This window comes from Pseudomonas sp. PB101, assembly GCF_009764265.1.
Taxonomy (GTDB): Bacteria; Pseudomonadota; Gammaproteobacteria; order Pseudomonadales; family Pseudomonadaceae; genus Aquipseudomonas.
Window position 1 is genome coordinate 207546 of record NZ_RWIR01000024.1, and the last position, 14343, is coordinate 221888.

General features: G+C 57.5%; 13 protein-coding genes. 8 read left to right on the top strand and 5 right to left on the bottom strand.

The window, feature by feature from the left end:
• From EI969_RS07570 to EI969_RS07580, 3 genes are all read left to right on the top strand, one after another.
• Complete coding sequence (locus EI969_RS07570; protein WP_084320064.1) at positions 1 to 780, top strand: amino acid ABC transporter ATP-binding protein; 780 nt, start codon at positions 1 to 3, stop codon at positions 778 to 780.
• Positions 781 to 862: 82 nt separating this feature from the next.
• Positions 863 to 2473 (top strand): gamma-glutamyltransferase family protein, encoded by a 1611-nt coding sequence (locus EI969_RS07575; protein ID WP_160386901.1) that lies wholly within the window; start codon positions 863 to 865, stop codon positions 2471 to 2473.
• Positions 2474 to 2645: 172 nt separating this feature from the next.
• Entirely contained in the window at positions 2646 to 3359 is a 714-nt protein-coding gene (locus EI969_RS07580) for a GntR family transcriptional regulator (protein WP_160386902.1), read from the top strand.
• Between the two features lie 10 nt (positions 3360 to 3369).
• On the opposite strand, the gene EI969_RS07585 is transcribed toward EI969_RS07580, so the two are convergent.
• The gene (locus tag EI969_RS07585; RefSeq protein WP_160386903.1) at positions 3370 to 4320 is read right to left on the bottom strand and encodes a PDR/VanB family oxidoreductase; all 951 of its coding nucleotides are present in this window, start codon (positions 4318 to 4320) and stop codon (positions 3370 to 3372) included.
• A 113-nt stretch (positions 4321 to 4433) separates the two neighbouring features.
• Positions 4434 to 5492 (bottom strand): aromatic ring-hydroxylating dioxygenase subunit alpha, encoded by a 1059-nt coding sequence (locus EI969_RS07590; RefSeq protein ID WP_160386904.1) that lies wholly within the window; start codon positions 5490 to 5492, stop codon positions 4434 to 4436.
• Positions 5493 to 5722: 230 nt separating this feature from the next.
• Between EI969_RS07590 and EI969_RS07595 the strand changes: the two genes are divergently transcribed.
• Together EI969_RS07595 and EI969_RS07600 are read left to right on the top strand one after the other, a co-directional pair.
• Positions 5723 to 6430 carry a TetR/AcrR family transcriptional regulator gene (locus EI969_RS07595; protein ID WP_160386905.1) on the top strand — a complete coding sequence of 236 codons (708 nt, stop codon included), beginning with the start codon at positions 5723 to 5725 and terminating at the stop codon, positions 6428 to 6430.
• Entirely contained in the window at positions 6420 to 7196 is a 777-nt protein-coding gene (locus EI969_RS07600) for a pyrroline-5-carboxylate reductase (protein WP_160386906.1), read from the top strand. Before EI969_RS07595 ends, EI969_RS07600 begins: the two co-directional genes overlap by 11 nt.
• Positions 7197 to 7266: 70 nt before the next feature.
• Here the strand turns inward: EI969_RS07600 and EI969_RS07605 are convergent, their stop codons facing one another.
• The 3 genes from EI969_RS07605 to EI969_RS07615 form a co-directional block, all read right to left on the bottom strand.
• Entirely contained in the window at positions 7267 to 7650 is a 384-nt protein-coding gene (locus EI969_RS07605; protein WP_160386907.1) for a VOC family protein, read from the bottom strand.
• 63 nt (positions 7651 to 7713) lie between these two features.
• A complete protein-coding gene (locus EI969_RS07610) occupies positions 7714 to 8838 on the bottom strand; it encodes an S-(hydroxymethyl)glutathione dehydrogenase/class III alcohol dehydrogenase (RefSeq protein WP_160386994.1) in 1125 nt (374 codons plus the stop codon).
• A gap of 55 nt (positions 8839 to 8893) precedes the next feature.
• Positions 8894 to 10930, bottom strand: coding sequence for an NADH:flavin oxidoreductase (locus EI969_RS07615; protein WP_160386908.1), 2037 nt, complete (start codon positions 10928 to 10930; stop codon positions 8894 to 8896).
• A gap of 192 nt (positions 10931 to 11122) precedes the next feature.
• Between EI969_RS07615 and EI969_RS07620 the strand changes: the two genes are divergently transcribed.
• The 3 genes from EI969_RS07620 (at position 11123) to EI969_RS07630 (ending at position 14298) form a co-directional block, all read left to right on the top strand.
• Positions 11123 to 12103, top strand: coding sequence for a 2-oxoglutarate and iron-dependent oxygenase domain-containing protein (locus EI969_RS07620; RefSeq protein ID WP_160386909.1), 981 nt, complete (start codon positions 11123 to 11125; stop codon positions 12101 to 12103).
• 10 nt (positions 12104 to 12113) lie between these two features.
• Entirely contained in the window at positions 12114 to 13040 is a 927-nt protein-coding gene (locus EI969_RS07625; protein WP_160386910.1) for a glyoxylate/hydroxypyruvate reductase A, read from the top strand.
• A gap of 154 nt (positions 13041 to 13194) precedes the next feature.
• Positions 13195 to 14298: a mandelate racemase/muconate lactonizing enzyme family protein gene (locus tag EI969_RS07630; protein ID WP_160386911.1), complete on the top strand. Its 1104-nt coding sequence runs from the start codon at positions 13195 to 13197 to the stop codon at positions 14296 to 14298.
• Positions 14299 to 14343 lie beyond the last annotated feature (45 nt).

Here is a 14343-nt window from a genome sequence, read left to right on the forward strand (position 1 = left end):
ATGGCGCACAAAAGTGAAGAACTGATAATCGAAGCCCTGGACATTCATAAGTCCTTCGGTGACCTGGAGATTCTCAAGGGGATTTCCTTGCAGGTGCGGCGCGGTGAAGTGGTGGTATTGATCGGTGCATCGGGTTCAGGCAAGACCACCTTCATTCGTTGCATCAATCTGCTGGAAGACATTCAGGGTGGGCGCATTCGCGTCAACGGTCGCTCCATGGGTTACCGCGAGCGCGCCGACGGCAGCCTGGTGCGCGACTCCGAGCGCAACATCGCTCGCCAGCGTCGGGACATCGGCATGGTCTTTCAACGTTTCAATCTGTTCCCCCACATGACCGCGCTGGAAAACATCATTGAGGCACCGATCCAGGTGCTCGGCGTGCCACGCGCCGAAGCGTTGGAACAGGCTCGGGCCTTGCTCGCCCGGGTCGGTCTGGCGGACAAGGCCATGCATTACCCGTCGATGTTGTCCGGTGGGCAGCAGCAGCGCGTGGCAATCGCTCGGGCGCTGGCGATGAAGCCCCAAGCCATGCTGTTCGACGAGCCCACCAGCGCCCTGGATCCGGAAACCGTCGGCGAGGTGCTGCAGGTGATGAAGCAGTTGGCCGATGACGGCATGACCATGGTGGTGGTCACCCATGAAATGGGTTTTGCCCGAGAAGTTGCTGACCGCGTGGTGGTCCTCGATCAGGGCGAACTGATCGAACAGGGGCCGCCGGAGCAGATCTTCAGTCGACCGACACACCCGCGAACCCAGGCCTTTCTCAGCCGCGTGCTGTGACCCTCTCAGTCGGGTCTTTTTCACCCGGCAGTGGAACCGGACACCTGCGGCCAATGAATCTTTGTTTGGAAGAATTTTTGCCATGTTGAAATTTTCTGCCCACGAATACCCCTATCCGTCGCAACGTCAGAGCGTGTTTGCGCGCCGTGGCATGGTCGCGGCTTCCCAGCCATTGGCCGCCGAGGCTGGAATCGAGATCATGCGCAACGGCGGTAATGCCATTGATGCCGCGATCGCCACGGCGGCGGCTTTGACGGTGGTTGAGCCCACCGGCTGCGGCTTGGGCGGCGACGCCTTTGCCTTGGTTTGGAGCAAAGGCCAATTGCATGGACTCAACGGCAACGGCCATGCGCCGGCAGCGCTGACTATCGATGCCGTCAAGGCTTGTGGTCACGAGCAGATGCCGCTTTATGGCTGGACTCCAGTAACGGTGCCTGGTTGCCCATCGGCCTGGGCAGAGTTGTCTAAACGGTTCGGCAAGCTGCCCTTTGCCGAATTGCTGCAGCCCGCCATCAGTCTGGCGAGGGATGGCTTTCCACTATCACCGGTGGTCGCCCAACAATGGCAGACTGCTCTGGATGAGTTCAGCCCTCATCGAGACCCAGTGCTCGACGCCTGGTTCGACACGTTCCTGATTGAAGGCCGTGCGCCAAAGGCCGGTGAGTTATTCCGCAACCCGGCGCAAGCCCGAACGCTGGAAGAACTGGCGGACAGCGCTTGCGAAAGCCTCTATCGCGGTGATCTGTCTCAGCGTCTGGATGCCCATTCCCGCGCCACTGGCGGCTACCTGCGAGCCAGCGATCTGCAGGACTATCGCGCCCAATGGGTGGATCCGATCAGCATCAACTACCGCGGCTACGACGTCTGGGAAATCCCCCCAAGCGGGCAAGGACTGGTGGCCTTGATGACCCTGAAAATCCTTCAGGGCTACGACTTCGATCACCGGGACAGCCAGCGGACCTGGCATCGTCAGTTGGAAGCCATGAAGCTGGCCTACAGCGACGGCCTGCATTACATCACTGATCCGCTGTACATGCGTGTGGCCGTGGCTGACCTTCTCAGCGATGCCTATAGCAGCCAACGTCGCGAACAAATCACTGATCAGGCGGGTGAACCTAATCCTGGCGATCCCCACGCCAGCGGTACGGTGTATCTGGCCACGGCGGATGCGGAGGGCAATATGGTGTCCTTCATCCAGAGCAACTACCACGGCTTTGGTTCCGGTGTGGTATTGCCAGACAGCGGCATCGCCTTGCAGAACCGCGGACAGGAATTCAGTCTTGACCCCGACCATGCCAACTGCCTGGCACCGGGCAAAAAAACCTTTCACACCATCATTCCCGGTTTCCTCAGTAAAGGCGACGCACCGGTGGGGCCGTTCGGCGTCATGGGAGGCTACATGCAGCCCCAAGGCCATGTTCAGATGGTCATGAATCTGGTGGATTTTGGTCTCAACCCCCAAGCCGCGCTGGACGCTCCGCGGTGGCAATGGCTGGGGGATATGAAGGTCGGTATCGAACACGGGGCGTCTCGGGACTTGGCCGCTTCGCTGGCACGGCGCGGACACCAGATTCAGGTTGATTGCGACCTGATCAACTATGGCCGAGGGCAGATCATCATCCGTGACCCGGACACCGGTGTGCTGTGCGGCGGCACCGAGCCGCGGGCCGATTCCCATATCGCCGTTTGGTAGCGGGCCGTGGCGCAGGTGCTGGAACTGGACGGCGACCGGCTCAACCGGCGAGGCTGCTGATCGAGAACCCGGCGTATCAAGGCTGAGGCAGGACACCGCGGCCTTTCTGATGTGAGTGTGCTGCCTGAACCTTGCGTTACTATGCAGGCCCACCTTTCTGGAAGTTGCCTGGATGAGTAAGCCCGGTCAAACGGTACTGGTCGCGTTGCGCAAGATGATCGCCTCGGGCGAGCTGGCGGCTGGCGAGCGCTTGATGGAAATTCCCACCGCGGAGCTGTTTGGTGTCTCGCGGATGCCGGTACGCATGGCGTTCCGCACGCTGGAGCAAGAAGGCTTACTGGTGCGCTTTGGCGGTCGCGGATTTCAGGTGCGTTCGGTCAGTCCGAATGACATTGCCGGTGCGGTTGAAGTGCGGGGTGTACTCGAAGGCCTTGCGGCGCGTCAGACCGCCGAGCGAGGGTTGTCGGACGAAGCCCGTGCGACCCTTGAGCTGTGCCTGTTGCAGGGTGATCAGCTGTTCGACAAGGGCTACGTAACCGTAGAGGACCTGGAGGTCTATCACGACCTCAACATGCGATTTCATGAGGTGATCGTCGAAGGCAGCCATAACCCGGCAATTGCCGACGCATTGGCGCGCAACGATCATTTGCCCTTCGCTTCGGTGACAGCCCTGGCAGTGGACCGCAACGACATGGTCCGGGAATACCGACGCTTCAACTACGCCCACATGCAACACCATTCGGTGTTCGATGCCTTGGTCAACCGCCAGGGCGCGCGTGCCGAAGCGATCATGCGTGAGCACGCCAACGCCACGTTGCGTTACGCCGAGATCTTCGGCTCAGCGGCGGCTGACGAGCGGATGAAGGTCATTCTCCGCTCGGAATAGACGCGGCGCCCTAGATATCCAGCACCAGCAGCGGCGTTTTCGAACGCGAGCAGCAAGGGGTGAACTGGTCGTTGCAGGCCTGTTCATCCTCGGTGAGGAACAGGTCTCGATGCTCCGGCACGCCCTCCAGAACCCGCGTCAGGCAGGTGCCACAAATGCCCTGTTCGCAGGAAATGGCGACCTCGATGCCCTGATTTTGCAGGACCTGCACCACGCTTTTGTCGCCCGGTACCTCGAAGACCTGACCACTGCTGGCGATCTTGATCGAGAAACTGCCATCGGCGCCAGTGTCGATGGGGGTGGCGGCGAAGTACTCGCGATGCAGGCATTGTTCCTGCCAGCCTTCGGCCTTGGCCGTGTCCAACACGTGTTGCATAAAGCCGCCGGGGCCACACACATATAAATGGACGTCGTTCTGAGGCGCGGCCAATACCTTGGCTGCATCCAGTGCAGTCTCGGGCTCCTGATCGAAATGCAGGAACACCCGGTCGGCAAAAGGCGAGTGCTGCAAGCGTTCGACAAAGGCTGCGCGCTCCCGAGAACGGGCGCAGTAATGCAGTTCGAAATCCGCGCCGCTGTGGGTCAGGCGTTCGGCCATGCAGAGGATTGGGGTAATGCCGATGCCGCCGGCGAAGAGCAGGCTGCGCCTGGCTTCATGGGCCAACGGAAACAAGTTGCGCGGCTCACTGATTGTCAGGTGCGTGCCAGGATGGATCTGCTCGTGCATGGCCAGTGAGCCGCCCCGAGAGGTCGGGTCCTTGAGCACGCCGATCAGGTAGCGATGGCGCTCCTCAGGGTGATTGCACAGGGAATATTGCCGGATCAAGCCGTCAGGCAAATGCACGTCGATATGGGCTCCGGCGCTGAAGGCCGGCAGCGGTCGATCATCGACACTGGCCAACTCGTAGCTGCAGATGTCCTGGGCTTCGTTATTGCGGGATACCACCAGCACTTCGATCATGTTCGATCCTCGGAGGGTTACCAGCGACATGGTCACTTCCGGTTATTGTTCACGGGGTTCATGCCGTGACGAGGCACGGCATTTTGGGAGGAGGGTTGCGTGCTTGCAGCGTTTTAGCTGGCTGAGGCGATAAGCGATTCCTGCGGCACTTGTTCATGGGCGATCAAGCGCTCCAGGACGCGGCGTGACTGCACGCCGCCGGCGTCGATATTGAGCTTGAGCAAGTTGCGCTGGGGATGGCGAAGCAGGTTCTGTTGCTGGCGTTCGAGCATCTCCAGGTCCTCACTGAAAATCTTGCCCTGACCTTCGCGAATGCTCGCGGTCAAGGCTTCATCCTGCGGGTTGAAGTTGCGCGCCATGCCCCAGAAGTACCAGATCGAGGTTTCGGTTTCCGGTGTGATGAAGTCGACGACGATGCTCGACGCCTTGAACTGCGGGTCGGCGTGATAACCGCCTTTGCCGGCATGGGCCACACCGACTTCAATCAGCACATGGCTGGGCGGGGTGAAGCGACAGATCTGCCAGCGGTCCACCGGCACATCGTCAGCCAGATTGTTCCCGCGCAGGGCCATGCGCCAGAAGGATGGCGCCATGATGTTTTCCATATGGCGGGCGGTAACCACTTCGTCACCTTCGACCGTGGTCAGCGGCGGCGCTTCGTCAATTTCCTTTTGGCCGATGCTGGACGCATGAACGTAGGTTTCATGAGTCAGGTCCATCAGGTTGTCGATCATCAGGCGGTAGTCGCACTGAATGTGGAACAGGCCACCGCCATAGGCCCACTCATCGCTGACCGCCCATTCCAGGTGTTGGATCAGCGTCGGATCGGCCAACGCCTGATCACCGGGCCAGACCCAGATAAAGCCATAGCGTTCAACCACGGCGAATGTCTTGTTGCATGGAAAGCCGCGAACCCGTTGCCCAGGCATTTCCACGGTCTTGCCGTCGCACCCCATCACCAGGCCGTGATAGCCGCACACCAGATTGCCGTTTTCCACATAACCGAGGGACAGTGGTGCGCCGCGATGGGGGCAAAAATCCTCGACAGCCGCCACCTTGCCTTCGTGCCCGCGATAAAAAACCATCTTCTCACCACAGATCTGGCGACCCAGTGGTTTGTCGTTGATTTCATCGGGCGTGCAGGCGACATACCAAGTGTTCTTGGGGTACATGGAGATTCTCCAAGGCTATTTGTTGTTAATTAGTGGATCCATTAACGTAAATTTAACCCCGTTTTGTCAAATTAAATCCAAGCACAAACCTTTCAGTGGATCCATTGATGGCTTGGTCAGTAGATTGGCGAATGAGCGTCTCGAAAATGTACGCCCGTGTACATGCCGTGTACGTGACAGGTCGTGGGGTGTACAGTGGAGAAGAATTTTCAAATATAGGTGCAACCCGAATGTCACAGACAGGAAGGGCGAAAACCAAAGCGCAGGACGCAGGCTGGCGAGGCTCCGTCGATGGCTGGCTGGACGCCGCTTACGATGCTCTTAAAGAGTCGGGTGTGGATGCTGTGCGGGTGATGCCGCTGGCCAAACGCTTGAATTTGTCTCGTACCAGCTTTTACTGGTTCTATGAAGATCGGGAACAGCTGCTCGCGGCACTCCTGGCTCGATGGCGGGACAAGAACACCGGCGGTATGGTCAGCCAATGCGAGAGTTACGCAGAAAGTATTTCCGAAGCGATTCTCAACGTCTTCGAGTGTTGGGTGAACCCTGAGCTGTTCGACTCGCAATTCGAATTTGCCGTGCGCAGTTGGGCGCTGCAATCGGACGAGGTCACTGCTGAAATCGCTCTGGCCGATGAGGCACGGATGAATGCCTTGGCCGCGATGTTCCGACGGTTTGGCTACGACGGCGAGGGGGCCGATGTTCGGGCCAGGACGATCTACCTCACGCAGATCGGCTACATCTCCATGAAAACCAATGAAGATATCGTCGTACGATTTCGACGGATTCCTCAGTACGTGAGCGTGTTCACCGGCAAAGTACCGAAGCGGCGCGAGCTGGACCGCTTTTATGGAAAGTTTGGCTACGCGGAAAAAGAACCTGGCGTTTTCGTTCCCTTGGTCGAAACATTCGAGGAGTCCCCTGCCGATGGAGAATAGAACTCTGGGCATCATCGGAGGCACAGGCTGGCTCGGGCGCGCAATCGCCGAGGCGGTGCTCGATAGCGGGTTCATCGAGCCTGACCGTTTGTTGATCTCGAACCGCTCCGGCGTCAGTACCTTCGAGCCTGGCGTGAGACTGCTGGCCGACAACCAACAGTTGGTGGACCTCAGCGATATTGTCGTGCTGTCTATCCGGCCGGAGCAGTTTCGCGAACTGCTGATCAACGCCCGCGGCAAGGTAGTGATTTCTCTGATGGCCGGAGTTCCGGCGGCAGCCATCAGCGCGGCAACCGGTGCGGATGTAATAGTGCGGGCCATGCCGAATGCGGCCGTGGAAATCAGGCAGTCGTTCACGCCCTGGTACTGTGCTGGAAGCCTTGTTGAACACGACCGCCAGTGGGTGCAGCGGCTGTTCGAGTGCGTAGGTTCGGCGGACGAAGTGCCTGATGAAGACTGTATTGATTACCTCAGCGCGTTGTCCGGGACTGGGCCGGCCTTCCCTGCAATGTTGCAAATGGCACTGACTAATCAGGCGGTGGCTGCGGGAATTCCTCTTGTTATCGCGCAGCGCGCTGCACAAGGCGTAGTAGTGGGGGGCGGCCAGATGCTTGCCAGTCGCGATCCGCGGCAAATGATTGAGTCATTGATGGCTTACCGTGGCGTGACGGCAGCAGCGCTGCAGTCGATGGCCGATCAAAACATCGAGTCCATTGTGGGGCAGGCAGTGAAGGCAGGCGCTGAGGTTGCGCGGCGGGGAATGTAGCCAGGGCAAGAGATATGCAGTGAAGGCCTGCTGAAGGGTCTTCACTGCAGTAGACGTCAGCCGGTTGCGATTATTCGGCCTTGAAGCAGTAGACAGCCAGTTTGTTGCCATCAAGGTCCCGAGCGTAAGCGGCATAGGCATTTTCAGCCCAGTTACGCGAACCCGGTTGGCCTTCACAGATGCCACCAGCCGCGAGTGCGGTTTCGTGGAATGCATGTACCGCAGCGCGATTAGGCGCTTCGAAGCTGACAGTCACGCCATTGCCAACGTTGGCAGGATTGCCATTGGCGGGTTTGAGCACGAAGAACGACGGTTTATCCACGCCCCAAATGGAGCCGGATTCATCAAGGTCGGCAATACGGTTGAGACCAATTTCTTTGAGAACGCCATCATAGAAGGTCCGTGCTTTGGCAAGGTCATTGGTACCGACAGTGACATGGGTAAAAACAGACATTTTCATTTCCTTTGGGTTGTGATGCGGGTGTGAGTGCTGGCCGATATCACGGCAGTGCCTTGGTCAGAAATGAATGACGGTGCGAATGCTTTGCCCGGCATGCATCAATTCGAAAGCCTTGTTGATGTCCTCAAGGCCAAGGTTATGGGTGATGAAGGTTTCCAGCGGAATTTCGCCGGTGCTCGCTTTCTCGACGTAGCTGGGAAGCTCCGTGCGGCCCTTGACCCCGCCAAACGCGCTGCCGCGCCAGACGCGCCCGGTCACCAGCTGGAAAGGGCGGGTGCTGATTTCCTGGCCAGCACCGGCGACACCGATGATGATCGATTCACCCCAGCCCTTGTGGCAGCACTCCAGAGCAGCTCGCATCAACTTGACGTTGCCGACACATTCAAACGAATAGTCCACGCCACCGTCGGTGAGCTCGACAATCACGTCCTGGATGGGCTTGGCATAGTCCATGGGATTGATGAAGTCGGTCGCGCCGAGCGACAGGGCGACGTCCCGCTTGGCCGGGTTGATATCAATGGCGATGACTCGCCCGGCGTTGGCCATTTTCGCGCCGATGATGGCCGCCAGCCCGATCCCGCCGAGCCCGAATATCGCAACGCTTGCCCCAGCCTCGACCTTGGCAGTATTGAGTACGGCACCAATGCCTGTGGTCACGCCACAACCCAACAAGCACACCTGTTCCAGCGGCGCATCCTTGGGGATTTTCGCCAGGGAGATCTCCGGCAATACCGTGTACTCGGAGAAGGTCGAGCAGCCCATATAGTGGAACACCGGCTGGCCCTGAAAGGAGAAGCGCGATGTTCCGTCAGGCATCAGGCCCTTGCCCTGCGTCGCTCTGACTGCCTGGCACAGATTGGTCTTGCCCGACAGACAGAATTTGCATTGCCGGCACTCGGCCGTGTACAGCGGAATCACATGGTCGCCGACCGACAATGACGTCACGCCTTCGCCGATCGACTCGACGATCCCGCCGCCCTCATGACCCAGCACGGCGGGAAAGATCCCCTCGGGATCGTCGCCCGACAGGGTAAAAGCATCCGTGTGGCAGACACCCGTTGCCACGATTCGTACCCGTACTTCGCCAGCCTTGGGCGGTGCGACATCGATGTCCACCAGCTGTAACGGCTGTCCTGGGCCGAAAGCGACTGCCGCCTTCGATTTAATGGTCACTGCTGACATGGTTTCCCTCTTGTTCATGGCGAGCCTCCGTTCCAACAGCAATGGAGGCTCGGATTCAGATTTCTTTCACCAGGCGCAAAGCGTCGTAGATGGCTGCATGGGTATTGCGAGCAGACACGGCGTCGCCGATCCGGAACAGCTGGAAGCGTCCTTCGGGATTGGTGACGATGTTCTGAGCCGTGCCGGCGATCAGGTCATGCTGTTCTACCGCGCCGCCATTGGTGGAGAGAGGACGCAGGTCGAAGTACAAGTCGTCCAGCGGAAGGGTGCCGTGGTTGACGACCACCTGATCGACCACGCGCTGCTTGTGAACCTGTCCATAGTCGCTGCCAAAGGTTGCAACGAGCCCGCCATCACGTTTTTCCACTGTATCGACCCGGTAGGTCACGGTGAAGGTGACGTCCAGATCCTGCAGGCTGCGCATGTAGGGCACCAGGTTCATGGCCATGACTTCAGGTGCAAACGAGCGGTCAGGGGTGACGATTTCAACTCTCGCACCGCTTTGCGCGATGACCTCGGCAGCCTGCAGGGCAGCATGATCCCCCGCATCGTCGAAGATCAGTACGTTGCGACCGGGCTTGATGTCGCCAGAAATGATGTCCCAGGTTGAAACCACGAGTTCGTTGCCTTTGCTGAGCACCTCGGTATCCGGCAGGCCGCCGGTCGCAACGATAACCACGTCTGGCTCGAAGGCTTGCACAGTGTCGGCTTCGGCCCAGGTATTGAAGTGAAACTTCACCCCCAGCCGTTCGCATTGCGCCATTCGCCAATCAATGATGCTGATCATCTCGCGACGACGCTCGCTCAACGCAGTCAGACGAATCTGCCCGCCAGGTTGGTCAGCCGCCTCAAGCACCGTTACATCATGGCCGCGCTCACCGGCGACCCGCGCCGCTTCCAGCCCAGCAGGGCCGGCACCGACCACCAACACCTTGCGCTTGACTGCGGCTTTGGGAATGTCATGAGGCATGGTGGTTTCCCGCCCCGTCGCTGCGTTGTGGATGCAGTAGGCCGCGCCGCCCTGGTAGATGCGATCCAGGCAATAGTTGGCGCCGACGCACGGGCGAATGTCTTCTTCGCGCTTCTCGATGATTTTGCGCACGATGTGCGGATCGGTCATGTGCGCGCGGGTCATGCCCACCATGTCCACTTTGCCCGAGGCGATCGCGTAGCGCGCGGTGGCGACATCGGGAATCTTCGCCGCGTGGAAAGTCGGAAAGCCTGTCGACGAGCGGATCTCGCCAGCGAAGTCGAGATGGGGTGAGTTGCGCATACCCTGAATCGGGATGACATCGGTCAGCCCTGCATCCGTATCGATGTGACCGCGCACGACGTTCAGGAAGTCGACCAGTCCGCTGTCCTTGAGCATGTGAGAAACCTGCATGCCCTCACTGGCAGTGAAGCCGCCGGGTAATTCTTCATCACCGGTGTAACGAACTCCCAGCAGAAAATCTTCGCCTACCCGCTGGCGGATGCCACGCAGGATGTCGAAGGTAAAGCGCATGCGATTTTCCAGCGAGCCGCCGTAAGGGCCGTCGAGGTCATTGGTCAACGGCGACCAGAACTGATCCATCAAATGCCCGTAAGCCTGAAGCTCCAGACCATCGAGACCTGCCGCCTTCATGCGCTCCGCGGCGTCTACATAGTCCTTGATGATCCGCTCGATGTCCCATTCCTCCATTTTCTTCGGGAAAGAGCGGTGTGAAGCCTCCCGACGGTGTGACGGTGACACCACCGGTAACCAATCGGCCTTGTCCCAGCGGGTACGGCGGCCCAGGTGAGTCAACTGGATCATCACTGCTGCGCCATGTTCGTGGCATTCATCGGTCAGGTCCTTCAACCATCCGACCACTTCATCCTTGTAGGCGAGCACATTGTTGAATACCGGCGGGCTGTCTCGGGATACGGCAGCGGAACCGGCAGTCATGGTCAAGGCAACACCGGCCTTTGCGCGCTCCACGTGGTAGGCGCGGTAGAGATCCTTGGGCATGCCGTCCACAGGGTAGGCCGGTTCATGGGAGGTGGTCATGATCCGGTTTCTGAGGGTCAGATTCTTGATTTTATAGGGTTGCAGCAAGGGATCGCTGGACATCGTGGTGCGCTCCAAAGTGGGCTTCATCGGGCTCGGTGACTTAAAATTAGGATAAATGTACACCTGTGTCAACGTTTGGTGACACAGGTGTACATTTTGCTTGCGTGCCAAAAAAACCAGGATTAACATCCGCCCAAACAAGGACGAATGTGGCTCGTCCGCGTCTGTCATCCATTTAGAAAGGAGAGAAGCGTGACTGAGTTATTTGATATTCGTTTGGCCAGCAAACAAACTGCCTTTACTGAAATCCCGGTCATAGATATTTCGCCACTCATAAACGGCGAAAATCCGCTGCGGGTGGCAAGCCAGATAGGCGAAGCGTGCGAAAAAGTGGGTTTTTTTTATATAAAAAACCATGGCGTTTCGCAGCAACTGATAGATGAGATGTACAGGTTCACCAAACTTTTTTTCAAGCTTCCATCCGAAGAGAAGAACACACTTAACATCGTGAACTCCGGGCTTACGCTACGTGGTTACATCCCGATGTATGCGGAAAACGTAGATCCTGCTAATACGCGCGACTTCAAAGAGTGCTTTGATTACGGCGCCCATTACGATGAAGTTTCTCCGTTTTTTGGCCCTAATCAAATGCCGTCCGGACTGCCGCAATTCGAAACGGTTGCCGAGGCTTATCATTCAGCCGTATTGGCGCTTGCGAGAACGCTCATCGGCGGCATCGCGCTGAGTCTGGATTTGCCGCAAAATTATTTTGAACAACGCCAACGTAAGCCCATCACTATTCAGCGTGTTTTGCGTTATCCGCCTCAGTTAGGAAAGGTCTCCCTGGAAGAGATCGGTATTGGTGCTCACACGGATTACGGCTTCCTGACAGTCCTGTCTCAAGACACGGTTGGCGGTTTACAAGTCAAGAACCGTGCAGGGGAGTGGGTTACTGCCCCACCAGTTGAAGGGACGTTTATCGTCAACATTGGTGATCTAGTTCAAACTCTCACCAACGATCGCTACACCTCGACAATGCATCGCGTCATAAATACTAGCGGTCTAGAGCGCTATTCAATACCTTTCTTTATTGATTTGGATTTCGATGCGGTTGTTGAGCCTGTGCCAACCTGCGTGAGTGAGGCTTTACCCGCGAAGTATGAAGCGTACACTTGTGGCAAACACAAATTTAAGCGTTTCGTTGATAGCTATGCGCATCTGAAAGTCGAATAGGGAGTTTTCTATGTGCATCCTATACATGGCCGACCCCGCCGATGCGCAGAAATGGCGAGATTGCCTGTCAACGCTCGCCCCTGAACTAGAGTTCCGCCAATGGCCTGATATCGGTAACCCGGCAGAGGTGCACTACATCCTGGCTTGGGAGCCTCTTGCCGACATGGCGGAGCAGTTTGGTAATCTTCGACTCCTCTACGCTGCCGGGGCTGGAGTCGACCAGTTTGATCTGGCCCGTTTGCCTGCTCACGTGTCGCTAATAAGGCTAGTAGATAGCTCGATGGCTGACATCATGGCCGAGTATGTTTTGTTTGGTGTTCTTGCCTTGCATCGAGACATCCTCGCTTACCAAGAAGATCAGCGCAGTGGTCGCTGGCAACCTCGACCAATTGTGCGAGCCTCACAGCGGCGTGTTGGTGTCATGGGGGTTGGCAATCTCGGACGTGCCGCGCTTGATCGCCTTCAGCCATTGGGATTTCAGCTCAGTGGCTGGAATCGTTCTTTGAAGGAGGTGCCAGGTGGTCACTGTTACGTCGGCCCGGACGAACTGGAGGCGTTTTTAGGGCAGTGCGACATCCTTGTGAACATGTTGCCACTGACTCCCGAAACAGACGGGATACTCAATGCTGCGAAGCTCGATTGTCTGCCTCATGGAGCTGGACTAATTAACGTGGGACGTGGCGCCCACGTTGTAGAAACAGCTCTGCTTTCTGCGTTGAATGAAGGCCGTCTGGGAGGTGCCGTACTGGATGTTTTGGTACAAGAGCCTCCCACTCAAGACAACCCACTCTGGAAACACCCTCGAGTGCTCTTGACTCCTCATATTGCAAGCGATGTGCAGATTGAAGGTGGTGTGGCGGTGATTGTTGAGAATCTCCGAAGAGAGTGTGAGGGAATGCCTCTCTTGAATGTGGTTGATCGGTCTAAAGGCTATTAGATTTTCTGCCTGCGACAGCACCATGCTGATAGCGGCCTGAGTGGCGTAGGCCAAATCTTCCAACCTTTCCTCTTAAGGAAATTTATAAAAATCAGGAATTCCTGAGTAAGGGGTTCATTGGGAAGCTCGTCCTCACCATTCCGGAGATCGATCAATGAAAATTACCGAAGTCCATCTGTATCAGTACAATTTGCCGGTCGTTAATGGCCCCTACAAGATGGCCCTCTCAGAAGTTTGGTCACTGACTACTACGCTAGTCAAATTGGTGGCCGACAATGGTCTGTACGGCTGGGGCGAGACCTGTCCGGTAGGCCCTACCTATGCCGAATGCAACTCCGCAGGAGCGTTGGCAGCACTAAAAGAAATGGCCCCAGGCCTGATCGGCGCTGAGGTGTTGCCAGTGCCATTGCACCGCCGCATGGACACTTTGCTTACTGGCCACAATTACGCCAAAGCCGCTATAGATATCGCAGCGCATGATCTACTGGGCAAGCATCTTGGTGTCAGTATTTCCGATTTACTGGGGGGCGCTGTGACGGATCGCGTGCCGTCTTACTACTCTACCGTTATTGGCGCGCCGGATGAAACAGCCCGTCTCGCAGCGGAAAAACTTGACGAGGGTTACCTGCGTATTCAAGTAAAAGTTGGCGGCAGAGCGGTCGAAGAAGACGTTGAAACCATCCGCAAAGTTTGGGAAGTGATCCGCGGTTCGGGTATGCGACTTGCCATCGATGGCAATCGGAGTTTGACCACCCGCGATGCCCTGCGGATAAGCCGCGAATGCCCGGATATCCCCTTTATCATGGAGCAGCCTTGCAACACTATCGAGGACCTGCAAAAAATCCGCCAGCAAGTCAGCCACGGCATCTATATGGATGAAAGCGGCATCAACCTGAATACCGCCATTACAGCCGCTGGCACCGGATTGGTCGACGGTTTCGGGATGAAGGTCACTCGGATCGGTGGGTTGCATCCGATGCGTGCATTCCGCGACCTTTGTGCGGCGCGGAACCTGCCTCATACCTGCGACGACTCTTGGGGCGGAGACATCATTGCGGCCGCCTGCACCCATATTGGTGCGACGGTAGCCCCTGAACTGCTTGAGGGTGTGTGGTTAGCGGCTCCATATATCAAAGGCCACTACGATCCAGAAAACGGTATTCGTATTGAGGGCGGCCATATTAAGCGACCAAAGGGCGTCGGGCTTGGCGTAGTGCCCGATGAAAGTCTCTTTGGCGCTGCATTGGCGATTTTTTAGTGGCAGGGTTGTGAATAGAACTCGCTCGATGTATGCGTTCTCACG

Excerpts from the sequence above, each read along its gene's own strand:
- EI969_RS07570 (WP_084320064.1), top strand. The coding sequence starts at position 1 with ATGGCGCACAAAAGTGAAGAACTGATAATCGAAGCCCTGGACATTCAT.
- EI969_RS07595 (WP_160386905.1), top strand. The coding sequence starts at position 5,723 with ATGTCACAGACAGGAAGGGCGAAAACCAAAGCGCAGGACGCAGGCTGG.
- EI969_RS07585 (WP_160386903.1), bottom strand. The coding sequence starts at position 4,320 with ATGATCGAAGTGCTGGTGGTATCCCGCAATAACGAAGCCCAGGACATC.
- EI969_RS07615 (WP_160386908.1), bottom strand. The coding sequence starts at position 10,930 with ATGTCCAGCGATCCCTTGCTGCAACCCTATAAAATCAAGAATCTGACC.
- EI969_RS07610 (WP_160386994.1), bottom strand. The coding sequence starts at position 8,838 with ATGTCAGCAGTGACCATTAAATCGAAGGCGGCAGTCGCTTTCGGCCCA.
- EI969_RS07600 (WP_160386906.1), top strand. The coding sequence starts at position 6,420 with ATGGAGAATAGAACTCTGGGCATCATCGGAGGCACAGGCTGGCTCGGG.
- EI969_RS07580 (WP_160386902.1), top strand. The coding sequence starts at position 2,646 with ATGAGTAAGCCCGGTCAAACGGTACTGGTCGCGTTGCGCAAGATGATC.
- EI969_RS07590 (WP_160386904.1), bottom strand. The coding sequence starts at position 5,492 with ATGTACCCCAAGAACACTTGGTATGTCGCCTGCACGCCCGATGAAATC.
- EI969_RS07575 (WP_160386901.1), top strand. The coding sequence starts at position 863 with ATGTTGAAATTTTCTGCCCACGAATACCCCTATCCGTCGCAACGTCAG.
- EI969_RS07630 (WP_160386911.1), top strand. The coding sequence starts at position 13,195 with ATGAAAATTACCGAAGTCCATCTGTATCAGTACAATTTGCCGGTCGTT.
- EI969_RS07605 (WP_160386907.1), bottom strand. The coding sequence starts at position 7,650 with ATGTCTGTTTTTACCCATGTCACTGTCGGTACCAATGACCTTGCCAAA.
- EI969_RS07625 (WP_160386910.1), top strand. The coding sequence starts at position 12,114 with ATGTGCATCCTATACATGGCCGACCCCGCCGATGCGCAGAAATGGCGA.